We start from the raw sequence: 20944 nt of genomic DNA on the forward strand, positions 1-20944 counted from the left end.
TCTTTTTCTTACCTTTTCATGAACGACAGCAGCTGAGCGATCAGCACTAACAAAATCGTCGCTGCAAAAAGAGGTTTATATAGAAGCGATGGAAGAATCAACAACAGCTTGAAGTGATGCAGCACGAGGATCGCGAAATTCAGAAGCAACAGCGCGAAGCTCAGTCCGTTCAGGAACGACGAGGCTCTCATCATGCGCTACCCGCCTTTTTCGAGATATGGGCCATACCGGTTCGGAACGACTCCCCGATTCCGCAACGGCGCTATAACGCGAAAGGCGGCATCCCTCCTCCACGGATATCGGCGCGCGCGAAAGGCGCATGCATCCCCGATCTTCATACTAGGCTCACCCTCCCGTGACGATGACGCGCGCTACGCCGCGCGAAGCGCTGTTCCTAGGATATGCGCCGCCGGCTCGGCACAATGTCTATTTCCGTTGGGGAAAAGGCGAAGCCGCCCCCGAATCGTCCGATGCGGACGTTCGGGAGCGGCCCCTAGCTCCGCGCTCAGTCTCGGCTCAGCCTCGACCAAGCGCGTTCGATGTCCCCGATCAGCACGTCGGGATCCTCCAAGCCGATATACAGCCTTGCGATCGACGGACTCTCGCCGCCTTGATTCCACCGGGCCGGCGCTTCGCCGACCGTGACCAAGCTTTCGTATCCGCCCCAGCTGACGCCGATGCGGAAGTATTCCAGGTCGTCCGCCCAGGCTTTCAGGGAAGCCACGGGATGCCGCGTCACGAAGGAGAACAAGCTGCCGTACCCTTGCAATTGCTTCTCCGCGAGCTCCCGTTGGGGATGCGCCGGAAGTCCCGGGTGGTTCACCCTCACGACGTCGTCTTTGCGCAGCAGATGCTCCGCCACCCGCAAGCCGCTCGCTTGATGCCGCTCCATCCGAAGCGGCAGCGTGCGGACGCCGCGCGTAATGAGCGAAGCGGTGTGGGCCGTCATGACGCTGCCGAGCAGCATGTAGCTCCGGTTGCTGATCGTCTCGACCAAGTCGCGCCGGCCGACGACGACGCCGCCTAAGCTGTCGCTATGTCCGGAGAAATATTTCGTAAGCGAATGAACGACCAGATCGATGCCCATCGAGATCGGTCGCTGGAAGACCGGCGTCGCCCAAGAGTTGTCGATGACGGTGAGCGCGCCGGCTTCTCGAGCGATGGCCGCGACCCCCTCCAAATCCTGGAGCTCGAACAGTCCGGACGTCGGACTCTCTAAATATATCGCCTTCGTGTTCGGTCGAATCGCCTGCCGGAAGGCGTCCAGCTCGGCGCCGTCGACGAACGTCACCTCGACTCGATACCTCGTCGAGAGGTCCGCGAGGAATTCCCGCGTCGGTCCGTACGCTTGGTCGACGCAGACGATATGATCTCCCGTCTGCAGCAGGGCATGCAGCGTGCCCGCGATCGCGCCCATGCCGGAGGCGAAGCAGCGGGCTTGCTCGCCGCCTTCGAGCTCGGCGATGCGCCGCTCCAAATACATGACCGTCGGATTATTCCCTCTCGAATACACATGCGCGGCGAGCACGTCCTTCATGGCGCAATCGAAGGAGGCGTGGTTCTCGAACGCGAACAAGCTGTTCTGGTATAGCGGCATCGTCACGGCGCCGTGATGGCGCGTGTCCACCGGATCGTGAGCGACTAATGTTTGCATATGACGTTCCGCGTCGCGATTGATCATGTATCTCCCCTACCCTTATCCGATCCCTCTGTCTCTAGCCTTTTTCGGCGCCTTGCGTTAACCCTTCTACGATGTATCTTTGCGCGAAAGCGAACAAAATCACGGTCGGGATCACGGACAATACCGTGCCGGCGGACATGGCGCCCCAATCCACGTCGAACTTCATAATGAACGAGTTCATCGCGACCGGCAGCGTCTTCATCGACTCGCTGTCGATGAACATGACCGCCGCGAACAGCTCGTTCCAGTTCTGCACGAAGGCGAAGATGAACGTGGAAGCGATGCCGGGCAGCATGACCGGCAGAATGACCCGATATAAGGAGCCGAGTCTGGAGCAGCCGTCGATCATCGCCGCCTCTTCCAGGCTCGAAGGAATGCGCTGGAAGAAGCCGCGGAGCATAATCGTCGAGAACGGGATCAAGCCGACGGTGTACAGAATGAGCAGCGAAAACCGCGTATTGATCAGATCGAGCTCCGCCAATAACAAGTAGAGCGGCGCCAGCGAAACGAAGCCCGGCAGCATCTGGGTCGAGAAGAACGCCATCATGATTTGTTTATGACCGCGGAACGTGAACCGAGCCATGACGTATGCGCTGAGAATCGAGATGGCGATGACGATGACCGCCGACAAGACCGAGACCAGCAAGCTGTTCCCGATGTATACGTGAAATTTCGATATTTTGAAAATATTGATGTAATTTTCCAACGTGAATTGCTGCGGCCAATAGTGCAACGGGAAGGAGAAAATATCCTTCTTCGGCTTCAGCGAGGTCATGACGATCCAATACAAAGGAAACACCATCAAGATGAGATGGAGCGATAAGTACAGCACTTTCAAACTAAGGAGAACGCGAGTCTTGGTCATCTTAGAAGTCCCCCACTTTCTCGGACTTCGTCACGAATAAATAGAAGACAGTATACAGCATAAGCATGGCGAGCATAATGACGCCGATCGCCGATGCGGAGCCGTAGTCGCCGCCCGAGAGAATCTTCTCCATCATGAGGGAGGATAAAATATGCGTCGAACCGGCGGGACCGCCGTTCGTAAGACCATAAATAAGCGACGGGTCGTTGAAGATCCAAATCGCCCGAAGCAGCGTCGTGGCAATGATCGTCGGCACGATGTACGGCAGCGTTACGCTGAAAAACTTGCGAATCGCGCCGGCGCCGTCCATGCCGGCGGCTTCGTACAATTCGGCGGGAACGGATTGCAGCGCCGCGAGCAGCATGATCGCGAAGAACGCGATGCCGTACCATACGTTCGCGACGATCACGGACACCATCGCCCAATTCGGGTCCGACAGAAAGCCGATCCGCTGCTCGATCAAGCCGGCGCGCATCAACAGATCGTTGACGACGCCCATCTGCGAGTTGAACATCCATTTCCAGATCAGACCGATCAGAAATCCGGACAACGCCCACGAATAGAAGACGAAGCCTTGATATACCCCGCGTCCGCGGAACCCTCTGCGCAGCACCAACGCCAGCGACAACCCGATCAGAAACTGCAGGGTGAGCGAAGAGACGACCCAGATCGCGCTGTTGCGCAGCGCATACAGAAACTTGGGGTCGTTGAAGGCATTCTCGAAATTTTGGAAGCCGATGAATCGGACGTTCGTCAGGTCGAACAGTACATAGTTTTGGAAAGCCATGACGACTCCGCGAAAGAACGGATAGAAGGTAAAGACGGCGAGAAGCAGCAACGCCGGCAACAGGCTGAACAAGATGAACGTTCTTTGTTTCGTCATGCAGAAATCACCGCCTGAACTATGAACGCGCGATGGGCAACGCAAGGTTACCCATCACAGGATCATATTAATATTTGTTATTTCACTGCTTCCTTCGCCTTCGTCCAGAAGTTGTCCCACTCCTTCAGCGTATCCTCGACCGTAGCTTGCCCGAGCAGCATTCTTTGCCCGGTTTCCATGTTGAGGGTACCCCACTGGCCGTTGGCCGGATAGTCGACCGTCGCCTTGAAGTTCAAGTACGTCTCCGGCAAGTTCGTCATCTCGATCAAGGTCTTGTACGGACCGGACTGGAAAAACTCGTCTTCGACGGCGGTGCTGTGAATCGGAATCGTGCCGTAGCCCTTCGAGAAGATCGTGTTTTGCTCCGGATTCGACAAGAAGGCGATCAGCTTCCACGCCTCTTCCTTGTGCTTGGAGTGAGACGCGAGGCTCCAGCCCGCGCCGCCGGCGGAGATAAGCGCTTTGCCCGCAGGACCGACCGGCATCATCGCCGAGCTCCACGTACCTTCTTCCATGTCGTTCTGCAGCGACGCGATAACGTCCGGGTCTTGCAGGAGGAATGCCGTGACGCCGGAGGTGAACGCCTGCACTTGCTCTTGGAAGCCCCAGTTCACGGAATCCGGCGGGGAAGCTTCCTTATACAGCTTCACGTACAACTCAATCGCGGCTTTCGCTTCCGGCGTCGAGAAGATCGTGGCGCCGCTCTTCAGGAAGTTAGGGTCCGTCAGGTCGACGTTGTCCGCGTTGTAGTCGCGGACCATCGTGTCCGGCACCGAGTTGGATCCAGGACCGCCGCGGAAAGAGAAGCCGTACCGGTTATTCGCCGGATCCGTCAACGCGACCGCCGCGTTCACGAGCTCTTCGTACGTCTTCGGCACTTCGATGCCTTTCTCTTTCAGCCAATCCGCCCGGTAGAACATCTGACGCTGGTACATCCCGTTCGAGATGAAGTACAGCTTCTCTTGCGTCGTGCCGACCGCACGAGCGACGGAGGTAACCGTCTCGAAGTCGCTCCACTTCGCGGCGTAATCGTCCAGCGGCTCCAAGTAGCCGTTGTTGACGAATTCCGCGACGTTCAAATCGCGCGATTCCAAGACGTCAAGCTCCTGCTTCGCCGCAAGCATCGTCCGGATTTTCGTGTCCGCTTGCTCGAACGGCGGAGAGATCAATTCGACCTTGATGTTCGGGTTTTCTTCTTCGAATTTGTCGATCATCGTATTCAGCATTGCCGTACGGTCCGGGTTCGTCAAGCTCTCGATCATGCGAAGCGTGACCGTCTCTCCGCCGCCGCTTCCGGAGCCGTTGGAACCTGTTCCGGTCGATTCGCCCCCGTTGCCGCAGGCCGCGATCAAACTCGCGACGGCGACGGTAGATACCGCGACTTGCATTGACTTCTTGATCTTAAGCGCTTTCATACATAATCCCCCTTTGTAAAAGTGACAAGTTCGGTATCACACTATCAACCTGTATGATAGGTTAATCATAGAAGGGGAAGAAACATTTTGTCAATACGAATGTCAGCTATTTTTACAATGATTTAATAATTCCGAATGTTGCCTTCGATTAAATCCATCATCTTGTTGAATTCCGTCAATGCGTGGTTCACGTCGCGCTTCGCGATCCCCTCGAACAGCGTGTGATGGAAGATGTAGGTGTCGTCGAACAACCGTTTCTCGCCGAGCGGCTCGACGAAAAATTTCTCGTACAGCTCGGAGATCGATTCGAAAACGCTGTGCAGCAGCGGATTGGAGGCGGCTTTGTAGATGTACTGGTGGAACGCGTAATCGATCTCGGAGGTGTCCAAATTCCGCCGTTTCCGATCGTCGTAAACTTTCAGACACTCCCGCATCTCCTCGATCGTCTCCGCATCGATTCGCCGGGCCGCCAGCTCCACCGCCTTCCCTTCCAGCGCTCTGCGAACGTCCAGAATGTGCAGCAGAAACTTCTTCTCGCTCTCGACCTTCACCTTCCCCGCGTACCGGAACGAGCCGGCCTCGGTCGCGTCCTTGACGAAGATGCCCTTGCCGTTCTCCACCTTGATGATGTCGATCGCTTCCAAGTAACGCAGCCCTTCGCGCAGCGAAGACCGGCCGACGCCCAGCAGCTTCGTCAGCTCCTCGACGGACGGCAGCTTGTCCCCTTCGCGCAGCTCGTGCTCTTCGATGTACTTCTGAATTTCCTCCGCGACCAGCTCATGCATATGGCGCTTCTTCACTTTGCGCAATTCGTATCCCCTCCCTTCTGACTCGCGAGTCGATTTGAGGGAATGGTATTAAAAATCACGCGCCTTGTCAACAACGAAAAAACGGACAACGCGGTCCCGCCCTTGCGACGGGACCGCGTTCGCTCCTAAAGCCGTCTACTCGATCCAACGCATCCGCAGCCAGCGCGGACGGTAGATCGTTCCGTCGACGTAATGCTGATTGCTGTCCGTCGCGTTCACGTTGTAGCTGATCAGCAGCTCTCCTACGTCGGACAGATGCGGGTGCGCCTTCGCGTTATACGTGTTCGTGAGCGGATTCATGCCCGGCTCGGGCGCGTAATAGAAGGCGACCGGCGCTTGGAACGGCCCTGTCGGACTGTCGGCGACGCTGTATTCCAACGTGTTGCTGAGCGAGTCCTTCTCATAGACGAGCACGTATTTGCCGTCCAACGGACCGCCCGCCATGCGCGTGACGCTAAGCTCCGGCGAGACGTTGACGCCGGGCAGCAGCAGGGCGCTGTCTTCGATGTGGCGCGACCACCCTTTTTCCGAACCGCCCCAAAACCGCCATTCGTTAAACGACTCGAACTTCTCCTCCGGCACCCGCGCGACGACCAAGTTCCGTTCGAACGCGTGATCCCGGTAACCGTACACATAGATGTACCCGTCCGGATCCGACGCGCCGGAAGCCGCCGTGTTCGGCATGACGCCCGCGCCGTACGTGAACTTCAGCGGCCATTGCCAGCCGGGCACGCCCGGCGCGTAATCGACGACCGTCTCGTAATACAGCGGCGTATCGGATTGCGTAATGCCGGTCAACGCCGGCCCGCCGACGTTCGGCAGCTTCGCCATCGCTACGCCGACGACCTTGAACTGCCAGCCCGGAGGCTGCGTCGGATCCGGCGCCATGTTGAGCGGGAACGCGTAGAAGCTGTCCCCGAGCGAGAGCCCGTCTTGCAGCCAGTACCAGTTGCCGGCGGGCGCCGACGAAGATGCGCTGTCGGCTTCCGCTTCGACGAATCGAAGCAACTCCCCATCAGCCGTATAGAAGCGTACCTGACTGAGTCCGAACGCCGCTTCGCCGCCGGTCGCGCCGCCCCAATTGCCGTCGCCGGGCGCCGCGTTCGGCACGATCTTCACGTATCGCGCGGCCGCGCCTCCGAAGTCGACGACGCCGCCCCCCGTCAAGTTCGTCGCGGGGAGCTTCGGCGAGCCGTCCGCCTTGGCGAATTGGAACGGATAGCCATCCGTCTGCAGCTCCGTATACGCGACGTCGTCCGTCGAATAGTAGATCTTCACGTTCTTCATACCGCGGTCGACGTACGGCACGTTCGGCTGCGCCGGGTCGTATTGATTATAGTTCCAGATCGGCATCCGACCGAGCGCATACGTTGCGCCCAGATCGAACTTGATCCAATGCTCGCCGCCGTCCGCCGCGGACAACCACATCGTATGGCCGTCCTTCTGATTGTCGTGCGCGTCCGTCGGCATCGGCGGCGTTACCGCCGTCGGCGCGTTCGGCAGCGCGGGCGGCGACATGCCGAACGCGTTGTTCGCGACGTTGGCCGCGACCGTCCCGACGTAAGCGTAAGGCGTATCCGGTTCGAAAATGCTGGAGAAATCCTGCCCCGTCCCGTCCGAGCCCCAGAGAAACCGGGCGTTCCGCGGGTCCGGCACGCTGCCTTCCAGCGTCGCGAGCGTATTGTTGTAGAAGCCCTGCAGGTCGCGCGCCTTCGTTACCGGATCGACGGAGCCCGTGAACGTGTCGCTGAACAGAAACAGCGTATCCGTCCGGTCCGACGCCCCTTGCGCATCCACCCCGTTATAGGCGATCGAGAAAATGCCGTCCGACCCCGTCCACCCCTCGGTCCGGGCAAACAGCGACGTCCACTCCGGCGCGGACTCCACGATCATCCCCGGCGCGCTGTAAAACCGCGCTTCGGCAAGTCCGAACGCGTCCCCGCCGCCCCAGTTGCCCGGCGCCTCCGCATCCGACGCGGGATTCGGCTCGATCCTTACGTAACGCGCGCTCGCGCCGCCGAGGTCGACGGGGCTTCCGTTCGTCAAGTTCGACGCCGCCTCCCGCGCGCCGCCCGATGCGCGAGCGAACTCAAGCGGCGCTCCGCCATTCGCATAGGTCCAAGCGATGCCGTCGAGCGAATGCTTCACCTTCGCCCAACGAATGCCCCGATCCGCGCTATCCGTAGCGTTGTAGTTCCAGACATGCAGCTCCCCGACCGGGAACGTGCCGCCGAGATCGAATTCGATCCAATTCGCCGCTCCCGGGGCGTCCGCCGTCGACCACATGGCAGCGCCTTCGTTGCCGTGCGTATCCGCGCGGCTTCCGACGCCGGACATGCCGTAGTTGTTGACCGCGTTCTCCGCGAGCGCGTCCGGCCTTTCGCTGCCGGCTTTCGCGCGCGCGACGGCGATGGAGTCGCCGGCTTCGTCCACGACATTGGCATGGCGATACAGCCTTACCTCGGCGACGCCGTAATGCTTGTCCTTGTCATTACCCGTGCCCCAGTTGCCGCTTGCGGCGTGCGAGTCGGGCACGATTTTGACGTATCGGGCGGGCGCGCCGGCGAAATCGACCGGGTTCGTCAGATTGGAGGCTCGCTCGTTCGGGGAGCCGGTCGCCTTTTCCAGCTTGTGTTTCTTCCCCGGGCCGCCCGCCGAGCTCCACCGGACGCCGTCGACCGAATACAGAACCTCCGCGTGCTTGACGCCCCACTCGGCTCCGCCCGGCTCGTTATAGTTCCAAATGAGCATCCGCCCGAGCGGCGCGACCGCGCCAAGATCGAGCTGCAGCCAATTGTCGGCGCCGGGGTACGCGTCCGTCCGCCACATCGTGCCGCTCTCTCCGCCGTGCAGCTCCAGCGGGCCGAAGAAGCCGGACATGCCCGAGTTGTTCGTCGCGTTCGCGGCTTCGAAGCCCGGCGCCTCGCTCCCGGCCGTCGTCGCGACCGGCTTCAGCAACAGCTGCTCGCCGTATAGGACGCCCTCGTTGGCGCCAAGCGGGCTTGAGCTTCCGGAAGACGCCGCTCCGGCGCTCGGCAACGCTGCGGATGCCGAGACGCAGAGGGCGAGACCGGCGGTAATCCATCGTCGGTTGGCGATTCTCACATCGATTCCTTCCCTTCCTGTTCGGATTCGGATAGACGGATCGGTTAGTTTTCCGTTAAAAATTCTGACGCGGCTGGGCTTCCCCTCCCTTCGCGATCCGTCCGGAACGGCGCCGCCGGCAGCCCGAAGCCGTCGGTCAAGTTCGCTTCGGTGAAGTTCGCCCATCCGTAGCGAGCGGCGATCGGCCGCGGCACCCGGTCGGAGAAGGCGATCACGGCGTCGCCCTCGATGCGCGCCTCCGCCGGGACGTAGACGCGGTCGACGCCGCACAGTTCGAAGCCGACGAGCGGCGCGCCGTCCCTCGTCGTCAGACGACCGCCGCCGCATCGGAACCGGAGCCGCGCCTCGCCGCGCTCGTTCACCCGCATCTGCTCGAAGCGCGGCCCTTCGCTATGGACGTCGGATCGGCCGTAGACGCGGGCCAGCGCCAGCCGCGCGAGCCGTTCGCCGACCGGCTTCTTGTCGGCCGGGTGGATGTCGTCCTTCTCCCCGCAGTCCAAGAGCACCGCCATCGCGACATGCGGCGCGCGCTCCGCGACGATCGCCTGCGACTCGCGCAGCAGCGCCCAAGCGTCTCCGTCCGGATCGCCGTCGCAGCCGAACGACGGGAGCTGGACGTAGAGGAAGGGCAGCGCGTCGTCTTCCCAGTCCCGCCGCCAATTGCGGATCAACGCTTCGAGCAGCTTGTCGTACGCCGTCGGGCGATGCGCATCTCCTTCGCCTTGGTAGTAGAGGAAGCCCTTGAGCGTGTACGGGGCCGTACGCTTCAGCATCGTCTCGTACAATCCGTTCGGGCGCATGAAGCTTCTCGGACTCATCGGCGGCGGCCACGGAACCGGCCCGAGCTCCTCCTTCGTCTTCCCCTGCGATTGCGCCGCCTCGTACGCCGCGAACGCGTCCTGGAACGCCCGCTCCTCCGCTTCGTACGCTTCCCAATCGAAGTCCTTCGCGATCGCGCGGAACTCGTCCAGGTAGACGCGCAGCGCCGGGTCCCGCTCCAGCGTCTCCTCCGCGACCCAGCAGGCGGCCGAGGTCGCGCCCATGTTGCACCCGACGATGCCGATCGCGACGCCCGTCTCCGCATGGACGCGCTTCGCGAAATGATAGGCGACCGCGGAAAACTCCCCCGCCGTCTCCTGCCCGCTCGCGCGCCACCCGCTCTCCCGCACGACGCCGTCGTCGTACGCGACCTTCGGCACCTCGTAATACCGAATGAGCGGGCAGCCGCCGGAGATCGCGATCTCCTCCGCCCCGCCGGCGGACGATCGCAGCGGCCATTGCATATTCGATTGCCCGCCGGCCAGCCACACGTCGCCGTACCACACATCGTCGAAGACGATCGTTTCGGCGCCTGACCTTGCCGCGAGCCGATAAGGTCCGCCCGCTTCGTTCGCCGGCAGCGTCGCGCGCCAGCCTCCGCCCGCCGCGACCGCCGTCGCGCGCCGACCGGCGCATTCGACCTCAATGACTTCGCCGTCGGCCGCCTCGCCCCAGACGGCGACTTCTTTGTCCCGCTGCAGCACCATATGATCGGAAAATATCGGATCGACTCGCACCCTTGCACCCCTCCCTTGGATGGGTTGAACCCTTTATGTATTCGCTTTCATTTCGATTCAAGTATAGTTCCGTCGCCAGGCCATGTCTAAGGACACCGGCCGGGGGGGAGGTAAGAAGTATCTTTTTCTTATCGTAGATAATTTTCTAAGTTAGGTAGCGATACGAAAAATAGAGAACACACTCCCCCTTGGCACAATGCATTCGGGGGAGCAGTGTGTCGGCGGATAGTGGTTCGGGGAAAGCAGTGTGTCGGCGGGCGGCGGTACGGAGATGGGGAGTGCCGAGGGCTGAAATTCCAGCAGCGCTCCAAGCGGCCGCCCAGGGCCCGGTTAGTCGGAGTTTCTCCGACTGCAGCGCCCCAACCGGGCGCCCACACCCGATTAGTCGGAGTTTCTCCGACTGCAGCGCCCTAACCGGGCGCCCAAGGCCGATTAGTCGGAGTTTCTCCGACTACAGCGCCCCAACCGGGCGCCCAAGGCCGATTAGTCGGAGTTTCTCCGACTACAGCGCCCCAAGCGACCGCCCAGGGCCCGGTTAGTCGGAGTTTCTCCGACTGCAGCGCCCCAACCGGGCGCCCAAGGCCGATTAGTCGGAGTTTCTCCGAATGCAGCGCCCCAACCGGGCGCCCAAGGCCGATTAGTCGGAGTTTCTCCGACTGCAGCGCCCCAACCGGGCGCCCAAGGCCGATTAGTCGGAGTTTCTCCGACTACAGCGTCCCAAGAGGCCGCCCAGGGCCCGGTTAGTCGGAGTTTCTCCGACTACAGCGCCCCAAGCAGGCGCCCAGGGCCCGGTTAGTCGGAGTTTCTCCGACTGCAGCGCCCCAAGAGGCCGCCCACACCCGATTAGTCGGAGTTTCTCCGACTGCAGCGCCCCAACAGGGCGCCCAGGGCCCGGTTAGTCGGAGTTTCTCCGATTGCAGCGCCCCAAGCGGGCGCCTACTCGATGCGGCGCACGTTCACGAAGCGGGGACGGTAGATGTCCCCATAACGAACGTGATCGTCCATCGACGTCGAGTTGACGTTGTAGCTGATCAACAGCTCCCCCGGCTTCGACAGGCTCGGATGCGCCTTCGCGTTATACACGTACCGGCCGCCGCCTTCCTTCGCTTCCGGGCAAGCGTAGAGCGCGATCTCCCCCTCGAACGGGCCGACCGGGCTGTCGCCGAGCTGGATGGCGACGGCCCTCGGCTCGTCGCTCCGCATATACGCGAGCGCGTATCGGCCGTGTTGCGAGCCGCCCCGCAGCGGCGAGACGCTATACTCCGGCGATGTCTCCGACGATACGGGAGCCGCCTGGGCTGGGTCGAGCGACCAGTCGGACCCGTTCCAGAACGTCCATCGCGCGCCATCGAACAGCTGCTCGGGGAGGGCGCGCGCAACGACCGCCCTATGAAGACGATCGTACAGCAGGCCGTACACATAGACGTATCCATCCGGATCCGGCACGTTCGATTCTACGGTATGCGGCATGACCGCCGCGCCGTAATACGCCCGATGGCCGGCCGCCGTCGCGCCGTAGAGCGGCGTATCGAACTGCTCCATCGCGCCGAAATCCGGTCCTTCCGGCGTCATGGGCGCACGGCAGATCGTCACGCCGTGCACCTGGAATTGGAAGCCTTCCGGCCCGTCCGGATTCGGCCCGACGATCATCGGGAAGCAGTAGAAGCTTCCGCCGACGCATGCGCCGTCCTGCAGCCAATAGTAGGCGCCGTCGACGGTCGCCGCCTTCGGCGTCGCCGGGACGATCGCGCTGTCCGGCACCGCCGGATCGGCGTCGTTCCACAGAAAGCGAAGACGGTCTACATCCGGCTCGGCGCCGTCGAGCAGCGCCATCGAATTGTTGATCATCGTCATCGTCAAGCGCCGTCCCGTAGCCGGATCCACCTCGCCGACGAACGTGTCGCCGAACAACAGCAGCGTCCTTCCGGAGGAGCCGTCGCCGTGGGAATCGCGCCCGTCCAAGGGGATCGAATAGATGCCGTCCGAGCCGGTCCAGCCGGAGGCGCGCCGGAACAGCGCGTTCCACGCTTCCGCGGGCTCCGCGGCCCAGCCGGTTCCCGCGTAGAAGCGAACCTCGCTTAGCCCGCCGAACCGGTCGTTCGCGTCGTATCCGCCCCAGAACCCGTCCGCGCGGAGGTCCGCCGCGATCCGCACGTACCTCGCGAGCTGGTCGCCCCATCGAATCGAAGTTTCCCCCGCTCCCGCGGATGAGCCGTTCGCCGGAACCAGCTCGTACGGAGCGCCTTCCCCGGCTAACTCGATCCACCGTTCCCCGTCGAGCGAGTGTTCGACGGTAATTCGCCGTAAGCCGCGCTTCCACAAATCCGGAAACCCGGGCAACGATTGTCGATAGTTCCGCACGCGCATTTCGCCGATCGGGTAGGTAGCCCCAAGATCGAACTCGACCCACACGAAGCCGTCCCGCTCGTCCGCGACCCAACAAGTTGGCGAACCGGTCTCGGCGATCAGGTTCTCGGCGCGAGCGTTCGGACTCGCCTCCGAGCTCGCCCGGACGCTCGCTACGGGAATTCTATCGCCGGTTCGAAGCGGTCGCGAGACCGCTGCGGACGTGTTCGCCGCCGCTGATGCCATATCGGTGCCCTCCTTCATGTATCGAACGGTGTGCGAACCGTCCGTCCTCACCCGCTCTGCGCGTTCCCCGCCTGCACGTCCGTGAGCAGCTTCGCGACGCCGACGAACGCGCTGAGATTCGCCCGGTCGCTGTAGCGGACGGCGACGTCCGGGAAGCCGAGCGCCGCGCGGACCTCGTCTTGGAACAAGTCGGCGCTCTTCGCGATCTGCCCGCCCACGACGATGGCGTCCGGCCGGAACCGCGCGACGAACGGCCGCAGCATCTCGCCGGCCAGAACGCCGAAGCGCCGGAACGTCTCCGCGGCCGCCGCGTCGCCGCCGCGCGCGAGCTCGGCGAGCTCCTTCACGTCCAGCCCCGGGTCGGCGCCCAGCTCGGCTGCGATCCGGAGGATGCCCCGTTTCGAGATGTAATCGTCCACGATCGATTCGCGGAAAGGCTCCTTATACAACCACCCGTTCGACGGCACGTCCGGCCGTTCCTTCACCAAGACGCCCCCGTCGATGAACGCCGAGCCGGCCCCCGAGCCGAGCGTAAGACAGATCGTTCTCTCATAAGCCCTCGCGGCGCCGGACAGCAGCTCGCCGAGCGCGAACAGGTTCGCGTCGTTCTCGAACACGATGGAGAACGGCGCCGCCATCCGCCGGCGCAGGCCGGCGTTCTGCAGCAGCCGATTCGTCAGCTCCTCGCGGAGATTGACGCCGTAAATATGATCGAATTTACCCAAGCCCCGAATGTAGCAGACGCCGTTCTCATAATCGAAAGGCCCCGGGAAGGCGAAGCCGATGCCGGACAGCAAATAATGTTTGTCGATAATCTTAGCCGCCTGCTGCTCGATCACGGACGTCAGATGCCTCAGCAGCGTCTCCTTGTCCTCCTTCGAGCGGGACGGATAAATCATGATCGTATCCATGCGCACGTCGCCGCTTGCGTTCAGCACCGCGGCTTTGATGAAGACGCCTCCGATGTCGAGGGCGATGGAATATACGTTATGGGTCACTTATGGTCCGCTCCTTCGTAATACACCCACGACTTGCTCGTTCGCAGGATAAGTAAGGTGAACATCAGGCTGATGACGAGAAGCACCCACGCCATGGCCGACGCGTACCCCATCTGCAGATCGCGGAACGCTTTATTGTACAAATACAACGCATAAAACATCGTCGAATTGACGGGGCCTCCGCCGGTCATAATGAACGCTTGCACGAACACCTGGAAGCCGCCCAACACGCCCATGATCAAATTAAAGAAAATGGTCGGCGTCAACATCGGAATCGTAATATTGAAAAACTGCCGCATCCGTCCGGCGCCGTCTACCGTCGCGGCTTCGTACAGCTCTCGGGAGATGCCCTGCAGGCCGGCGAGGTAGATGATCATGCCGCCGCCGACGCCCCAGAGGCTCATAATGATGAGCGACGGCTTCGACCACACCCGATCCTGCAGCCACCCCGGCCCTTCGATGCCGATCTGGGCGAGCGCCGAGTTGATCAGGCCGAAGCTGGGATCGAAGATCCATTGCCAGAGCAGGGACACGACGATGATCGAGACGACGCTGGGCAAGTAGAAGATCGTCCGCCAGACGCCGATGCCCTTCACCTTCTGGTTGAGCAGCACCGCCATGAGCACGCCCGCGACCGTCGAGAGCGGCACGCTGAACGCTACGTAATACAACGTGTTGTAGAGACTCTCCCAGAACAGCGGATCCTCGGAGAACAGGATGCGATAGTTGAGGGTGCCGACCCATTTCGGCGGGCTTAACATGTTGTAGGAGGTGAAGCTGAGATACAAGGAGTACAAAATCGGACCGCCTAGGAAGAAAATCAACCCGATCAGCCACGGAGAGAAAAACAAATATCCGTTAATCGCTTCCTTCGTTCGCATATTCATCTTGAATGTTCGGTTTCTCATTTCAGGGCGAACTCCTTTGTCCGGCCTTCGGCCCGGAGGTTCCGAGCCGAAGAACGGAAGTCAGATCGGTACGGCAAACGATTACTGCGTGGCGGCGAAGTTTTTCAACTCCGTCTCGACGAGCTCCTGCGCCTTCTTGAGAGCCTCCTCCGGCGCCATCTCGCCGAGGAGCACGGCTTCGACCTGCGGCTGAATATGGTTCGCCCACGCCGGGGACGCCGCGACGTATTCCCGGAAGCGCGTGTGATCCATAATGCCGACCATCGTCTTCCAGATCGGATCGCTCATGAACTGCGGATCGCTGACCGCGGCGATGTTGGAGTACAACCCTCTAGAAACCTTATGCATCTTGATTTGCACGTCTTTATCCAGCAAATATTTCATCAGCTCCCAAGCGGCGTTCGCCCTGGCCTCGTCTTTGTTGTCGATGATCTCGAGGCTGAAGCCGGCCGACCAGCTCGCGGGCGACTTCCGGGCCGGAATGGGCGCCACGCCGAAATCCAAATTCGGATTGTTCCGGAGAATGTCGCCGTACAGCGTATTGTTATCGACGATCATCGCCACCTTCTCGGCGATGAACGGATTGTAGCCGAGCGAGCCGGTCTGCGACTTGAAGGCGGTGAACGCTTTGTTGCCGTATTTCGCTTGCACGTCCGCCATCCATTGGAGCGCTTCGACGTTTTCCGGCTTCGTGAACGTCGGTTTCAAGCTGTCGTCCCAGAAGTCGCCGCCGTTCGTCCAAGCGAGCGTCCATAGGTACATGTTGCCGAGCGCCGGGGAGAAGCCGATCCGGTCGATCAGATCGCCGTTCATCTTCGTCAGCTTCTCGGCGTAGGATGCCAGCTCTTCCCAAGTGGCCGGCGGCTTCTCCGGGTCGAGGCCCGCCTCGCGGAACGCGGCTTTGTTGTAGTACAGCAGACGGACATCCGTCTCGAACGGCATATGGTAGGAAGCGCCTTCGTATTTCGACTGCTCCACGAGCACCGGGAACAACGCGGACGTGTCGAAGTTGTCGCGGCTGATGAACGGATCGAGATTGACGAGCGTGCCCGACTTCGCGCGGGCGCCGACGTTGTCGATCTCGTTGAGCGCGAGGTCCGGACCGCTGCCCCCGGCGACCGCCGTCGTCAGCTTCGTCCAGTAGTCCCAGAAGGAGACGCCCAGCTCCTCGACCGTAATGTGCGGGTTTTTCGCTTCGAACTCATTGACCACTTCTTCCATCATCGTCTTCATGTCGCCGTCCGAATAGATGTGCCAGAATTGAATCGTCACCGGCTCTTTCTCCGCTTCCGCCGGCGGCTCCGCAGCGGTTTCCGCAGGCTTCTCCGCAGGCTTCTCGGCCGGAGGCGCGTTGTCCTCGGGAGCTTCGTTCGCCGCGCCGCCCGAGCATGCCGCGAGCATGGAAAGAATCAGAGTCGTACTGAGCAGGATGAGCGAGCTTTTTCTACTTTTCATAAATACATAACCCTCCTTGATTGAGTTCGAACGTATTCGTTACCCCTTAACCCCGGTCAGCGTAATGCCTTCGATGAAATATCGCTGACAGGTGAAAAACAACGCGATCGTCGGCAGCATGACGATGATCGACGCAGCCATCATGACGTTCCAGCGAGTGCCGTATTGCATCTGGAACGAGCGCAGCCCGAGCGCCAACGTGAATTTGTCGGGATCGTTCAAGTAGATCAGCGGTCCGAGGAAGTCGTTCCACGTCAGCATGAACGTGAAGATGGCGAGCGTCGCGAGCGCCGGCTTCGACAGCGGCAGGAAGATGCGCAGGAAGATGAAAAATTCCGGACATCCGTCGATCTTGGCCGCCTCGGACAGCTCCCTCGGGATCGTAAGGAAAAACTGCCGAAGCAGAAAGATGTAGAACGCCCCGCCGAAGAAGAACGGCACGGTCAGCGGCAAATACGTGTCGATCCAGCCCAACTGCTTGAACAGGATGAACAGCGGAATCATCGTCACCTGCGAAGGCAGCATCATCGTCGCCAGGAGAAGAATGAACCAGAACGACCGCCCGGGAAAACGAAGCCTCGCGAACGCGTACGCGACGAGCGACGAAGAGAGCACCGAGCCGAACATCGAGACGGCGGTCAGGAACGTCGTGTTCCACGCGTACCGCAGGAACGGGAACGATTGCACCGCGGCCGCGTAATTCGACCACTTGACCGTACTCGGAATCCATGCCGGCGGAAGGCTGAACAAGCCCGCTTCATCCTTCAACGACGTCGAGATCATCCAGAAGAACGGCAGCAAAAACAACGCGCTTCCGGCGACGAGCAGGGCGTAGACGACGACGCGGTGCATCGCGTCGCCGATGCGAAGCGACCTTAGAGCGTATTGCTTTGGCGAAGCGCGTACAGTATCATTGGGATGGATCGACATTCTAAAAAATCACCCGGTTTCCGTGGAGTGTGCTCGCTCTACTCGCGGATTTGAATCCGCTTTCAATGCTTTTATCCTAAGCTTTCCGGCGAGTTTCGTCTTTGAAAATTCGTGACACTTTTTTATAAAATGGAGACACCGCGAAGAAGGAGAGCTCCCCATGAGATGGACCCAGCAGCAGCTGAACCAGAGCAACGCGTTCCTCAACGATTACGCCGTCACCCTGCGCGGGACGGACGTATCCTACTACGTACATTACTGGGGCGGCGAGACGCAGCTGCTTACCAACCACGTGCATAAGCACTCGTTCTTCGAGATTTGCTATATTCTCGACGGCGAAGGCGAGTACGAGGAGGGCGCGAACCGCATCCCGCTGTCGCCCGGCGTCGTCTTCCTGTCCCGCCCCCATCTTCAACACCAGATCAAAAGCGAGAACGGGCTGTACATCTTGTTCCTCGCCTTCGAATTGCTCGAAGCCGAGTCGAGCCCGGCGGCGATCGATCGGTTTCATCGCATGGCGAAGACGCATTCGTATTGGTTCGAATCGACGGCGGAGCAGCCGATTCCGCAGCTATGGTCCGCCCTGATCTCCACGGCGATCGAGCCGTGCTCGTTCTTGGACGATCACGTGCTCAGTCTGTCGCGGGCGCTCATTACGTCGTTCGAGGCGGCGTTCAACCGGCGGAAGCCGCCGCAGCAGGAGAAGCCCGCGAGACCGAATACGAGCACGTTCGTCCATCGGGCGAAGCTATACATCCGCGACAACCTGTCGCAATCGCTCAAGCTGTCCGACGTCGCCGATTATTTGCACATCTCGCCCCGCCATCTGTCCCGGCTGTTTACCGGCGAGCTCGGGCAGACGTTCACGAACTACGTCCGGAAGGAACGAGTCCGGCAGGCGGCCGCCCTGCTGACGACGACGGACTGGTCGATCAAGCGCATCGCGGAGGCGACCGGCTTCGATACCGTCCACTATTTCGCGAACGTCTTCAAGTCGGAAACCGGGCTCCCGCCCGGCGAATTCGGCAAGAAGTTCCGCGGCCATCAGGACATGTTCCAACCCCCGGCCGGGATCGCGGCCGGGGAGTAACGCACGCCCTCTACGACTCCGGGACGACGCGGATCGTCCGGAACGCCCGCGCGCCGAACGACGCGCGGACGGCTCCGCCGCCGTCGACGACGGGAAGCTCCTCCAGATTCCGCTCCAGCGCGTCGGTCGCGAAGGCCGCGGCGATACGCCGCTCCGGCAGCGAAATGCGCGCCTCCGTCTCCGCCTCCAGCAAGTTGTTCATCCGCAGAATGACGCCGTTCCCGTCCTCCGCCGGCTTGACGTGGATGACGTTCGCGCCTGCGCCGGACACCGACAGCAGCCGGCCTTCCTTGTACGCCGGGCACTCGACCGCGGGGAACAGCTGCACCGGATGGGAGGCCGCGAGCCCGGCGGCGGCGGCGGCCGACGCTTCGAAGCGGTCGAAGGCGCGCAGCTCGTACTTGAACGACATCGCGCCCGGCTGGCTCGCCTTGAAGTTCGTATCCCAATAGTTGTTCGCGGGCCAGGCGAGCAGCAGCGGATTCGCGTCGCGCGGCACTTCCGTCTGCTCCTTGCCGAAGCGGAAATCCCCGATCTGCACGAGCGGCGCGTCCGGGCAGGCGAGCGTCACGCCCCGGGAGCCGTCGAAGACGGACACCGACTGGTCGACCGTCGCCCAGTCGCGGCACATGCCCGGCAGCTGCTCTTCGTCCAGCTTCACGAACGTAGAAGCGCTGTCGAAGACCGCTTGCCAGCCCGCGCCGAGGTTCAGCGGGAACGCGAAGTACATCGCCTCCGGCTCGCGCACGTCGGTCTTCTGCATCGTCGCCGTCAGCTCGATGCCCGGGCGGTCCGCGAACATCGCGATGCGCTGCTCGAGTCGTTCGAAGCCCTCTCCCTCCCAAGCGAGCGCCAGCTCGACGGCGCCGCCGCGGCGCTCGACGCGGAGCGACGTCAGCTTGTCGGCGCCGCTTCGGCGCGCCTTCCACTCTCTCTTCCAGCAGCTGATATTGGCGTTCGTCTTGTCGACGTCGCGGTGGTACAACGACGTGCGATGCTGCGGATTCCGGAGCGGGTCGGGCTTCTCGTGCACGTATTGGAACAGCGTCCACTCGCTCGTCGGATCGATCATCTGCCAGCCCAGCTTCTTGTCGGTGAGCGCCGTGATCCGCCCCGTAGCCGGATCGTAGCGGAGCTCGTAGAAGTCCGTCTCGATCCGGCCGGGTTCGACCGCGACGTCGGCCGGCCGCGGCGGCGCGCTCAGCTCGGCGAACGGCACGAACTGGTAGCCGAACGGCGGCAGCGTCCGCGTCCCGGCGTACGGCAGCGAACGGTCCGCATCGTAGTTGTTCTGATGGTAGATGTACCGCGCCGCGGCGGTCTGTCGGCCTTCCGGCTTGTAATGAAGAGGAACGTGCAGATCGATCGTCTGCTCCGCCGGCGTCGGGTTGACGAGCAGCAGCCCTTCCGGCTGCTCCGACTGCAACGGGTTCCCCGCGAACTGCTCCAGCTTTCGATTCATCGCCATGCCCGCCATGCTGTTCCCCTGATACGCGTAATGCGCCTTATGCGCCCAGAGCGCCTTCGTATAATGATCGTCGGGGTCGGTGATCGAAATATTCGCGCCCCACGTATGTTCGTCGTACAAATTCACTTGCTCCCACGCCTCGTCCAGCCAGCGCCGGTCCGTCCGGTCCGGGCCATGCGACAGCGCCGCCAAATATTCCGCGGTTCTCAAGCTGATCTTCGACCTCCGGTTGAGGCGGGTTTCGTACGCGGAGCTGCCCGCGCCGAAATTCCAATAATCGGTCCAGTCTCCGGCGAAGGTCGGCACAAGTTCTTCAGGGAGTTCGAGAAGCCTCTCGCGGAACATCTCGGGCGTTACGAGCCGCATCTTCTGCGGATGACCCTCCGCGTTCCATCGCTCGATCATCTCGAGCAGCTCCGTATCCGGCGGCGTATTGTCGAGCAGCGGCACGTTCGTCGCCGATAGAAAGATGAAATCGTACGGGTAATCCTGCCGTTCGAGCCGCTCGAAATATTCGTCGAGCCCCTCCTTCATCCGTGCCGTGCTCTTCTCCCACAGCTTGCAGAACTGCGTAAACAACGAGTAATGCTCGCCGTTGAAGCACAGCAGCGTCCGGCCGTCCGGCGCCTTCCAGCGGAACGCGCGCGGCCGCTGCAGCGGGTACCCGCCGAAGTGAATATTGATGCCCGTCAGGTACAGCTCGACGCCGGCGTCGAGCAGCACCTGCGACAGCGTCCACGGCTGCCCGTTGATATCGTGATTGATCGCCGTATTGAGCTTCAGGCCGAACCGCTCCCGCAGCTCGCGGATCGGGTAGAGCATGCGGGCCAGCTGCTCCGCGTTCGTGAGCGGCGCCGTATGCGCGAACATCGCGGAGACGGCGAGCTGCCCGTTCCTCGCGCAGCGCTCGAACCGCGCGAGCTGCCGCTCGTCCGCCTGCTTCAGCCAGCGAAGCACCGGCGCGGTCGCCTCGCACGTCCAGTAAAACCGGGACGCCTCGGGCAGCGCCTCCGTCGCCTCGCATAGGTCCAGCGCCTGATCGATGTACATGTTCTGCAGCTCCATCAGGACGGGCTGCGGATGGGTGTATCCGACGTCGAGATGGCTATGATGGTAGATGAGGATTTCTTTAATCTTCGACACGCGGTTCGCCTCGCTTCGAATAGGGTGATTGCAACCGACAGCCCCC

Annotated in this window: 15 protein-coding genes; 1 reads left to right on the top strand and 14 read right to left on the bottom strand. The window is 61.7% G+C overall.

Features of this window, described 5'->3' with window-relative positions:
- Nucleotides 1-8: 8 nt before the first annotated feature.
- The 13 genes from FE782_RS29120 to FE782_RS29180 form a co-directional block, all read right to left on the bottom strand.
- Nucleotides 9-194 (bottom strand): hypothetical protein, encoded by a 186-nt coding sequence (locus FE782_RS29120; protein WP_138197872.1) that lies wholly within the window; start codon nucleotides 192-194, stop codon nucleotides 9-11.
- 311 nt (nucleotides 195-505) lie between these two features.
- Entirely contained in the window at nucleotides 506-1681 is a 1176-nt protein-coding gene (locus FE782_RS29125) for a trans-sulfuration enzyme family protein (protein WP_238392706.1), read from the bottom strand.
- Between the two features lie 34 nt (nucleotides 1682-1715).
- The gene (locus FE782_RS29130; protein ID WP_138197873.1) at nucleotides 1716-2546 is read right to left on the bottom strand and encodes a carbohydrate ABC transporter permease; all 831 of its coding nucleotides are present in this window, start codon (nucleotides 2544-2546) and stop codon (nucleotides 1716-1718) included.
- A gap of 1 nt (nucleotide 2547) precedes the next feature.
- Nucleotides 2548-3429: a carbohydrate ABC transporter permease gene (locus tag FE782_RS29135; RefSeq protein ID WP_138197874.1), complete on the bottom strand. Its 882-nt coding sequence runs from the start codon at nucleotides 3427-3429 to the stop codon at nucleotides 2548-2550.
- 77 nt (nucleotides 3430-3506) lie between these two features.
- Complete coding sequence (locus FE782_RS29140) at nucleotides 3507-4844, bottom strand: ABC transporter substrate-binding protein (protein ID WP_138197875.1); 1338 nt, start codon at nucleotides 4842-4844, stop codon at nucleotides 3507-3509.
- Between the two features lie 122 nt (nucleotides 4845-4966).
- Entirely contained in the window at nucleotides 4967-5644 is a 678-nt protein-coding gene (locus FE782_RS29145; RefSeq protein WP_238392709.1) for a FadR/GntR family transcriptional regulator, read from the bottom strand.
- Between the two features lie 144 nt (nucleotides 5645-5788).
- Nucleotides 5789-8758, bottom strand: coding sequence for a DUF5005 domain-containing protein (locus FE782_RS29150; protein WP_158299606.1), 2970 nt, complete (start codon nucleotides 8756-8758; stop codon nucleotides 5789-5791).
- A gap of 44 nt (nucleotides 8759-8802) precedes the next feature.
- Nucleotides 8803-10314 (bottom strand): sialate O-acetylesterase, encoded by a 1512-nt coding sequence (locus FE782_RS29155; protein WP_138197877.1) that lies wholly within the window; start codon nucleotides 10312-10314, stop codon nucleotides 8803-8805.
- 936 nt (nucleotides 10315-11250) lie between these two features.
- Complete coding sequence (locus tag FE782_RS29160; RefSeq protein WP_158299607.1) at nucleotides 11251-12906, bottom strand: DUF5005 domain-containing protein; 1656 nt, start codon at nucleotides 12904-12906, stop codon at nucleotides 11251-11253.
- Between the two features lie 47 nt (nucleotides 12907-12953).
- Nucleotides 12954-13904, bottom strand: coding sequence for an ROK family protein (locus FE782_RS29165; RefSeq protein WP_138197879.1), 951 nt, complete (start codon nucleotides 13902-13904; stop codon nucleotides 12954-12956).
- Nucleotides 13901-14812 carry a carbohydrate ABC transporter permease gene (locus FE782_RS29170; protein WP_138197880.1) on the bottom strand — a complete coding sequence of 304 codons (912 nt, stop codon included), beginning with the start codon at nucleotides 14810-14812 and terminating at the stop codon, nucleotides 13901-13903. The genes FE782_RS29165 and FE782_RS29170 overlap by 4 nt, the downstream gene beginning before the upstream one ends.
- Nucleotides 14813-14893: 81 nt before the next feature.
- Nucleotides 14894-16267 carry an ABC transporter substrate-binding protein gene (locus FE782_RS29175; protein ID WP_138197881.1) on the bottom strand — a complete coding sequence of 458 codons (1374 nt, stop codon included), beginning with the start codon at nucleotides 16265-16267 and terminating at the stop codon, nucleotides 14894-14896.
- A gap of 39 nt (nucleotides 16268-16306) precedes the next feature.
- Nucleotides 16307-17197: a carbohydrate ABC transporter permease gene (locus FE782_RS29180; RefSeq protein ID WP_138197882.1), complete on the bottom strand. Its 891-nt coding sequence runs from the start codon at nucleotides 17195-17197 to the stop codon at nucleotides 16307-16309.
- 160 nt (nucleotides 17198-17357) lie between these two features.
- Here FE782_RS29180 and FE782_RS29185 point away from each other — a divergent pair, with 160 nt between their 5' ends.
- Nucleotides 17358-18287 carry an AraC family transcriptional regulator gene (locus FE782_RS29185; RefSeq protein WP_138197883.1) on the top strand — a complete coding sequence of 310 codons (930 nt, stop codon included), beginning with the start codon at nucleotides 17358-17360 and terminating at the stop codon, nucleotides 18285-18287.
- A 10-nt stretch (nucleotides 18288-18297) separates the two neighbouring features.
- Here the strand turns inward: FE782_RS29185 and FE782_RS29190 are convergent, their stop codons facing one another.
- Nucleotides 18298-20898, bottom strand: coding sequence for a glycoside hydrolase family 38 N-terminal domain-containing protein (locus FE782_RS29190; protein WP_158299608.1), 2601 nt, complete (start codon nucleotides 20896-20898; stop codon nucleotides 18298-18300).
- Nucleotides 20899-20944 lie beyond the last annotated feature (46 nt).

The sequence above is a fragment of the Paenibacillus antri genome (assembly GCF_005765165.1).
GTDB classification, from domain to species: Bacteria; Bacillota; Bacilli; order Paenibacillales; family YIM-B00363; genus Paenibacillus_AE; species Paenibacillus_AE antri.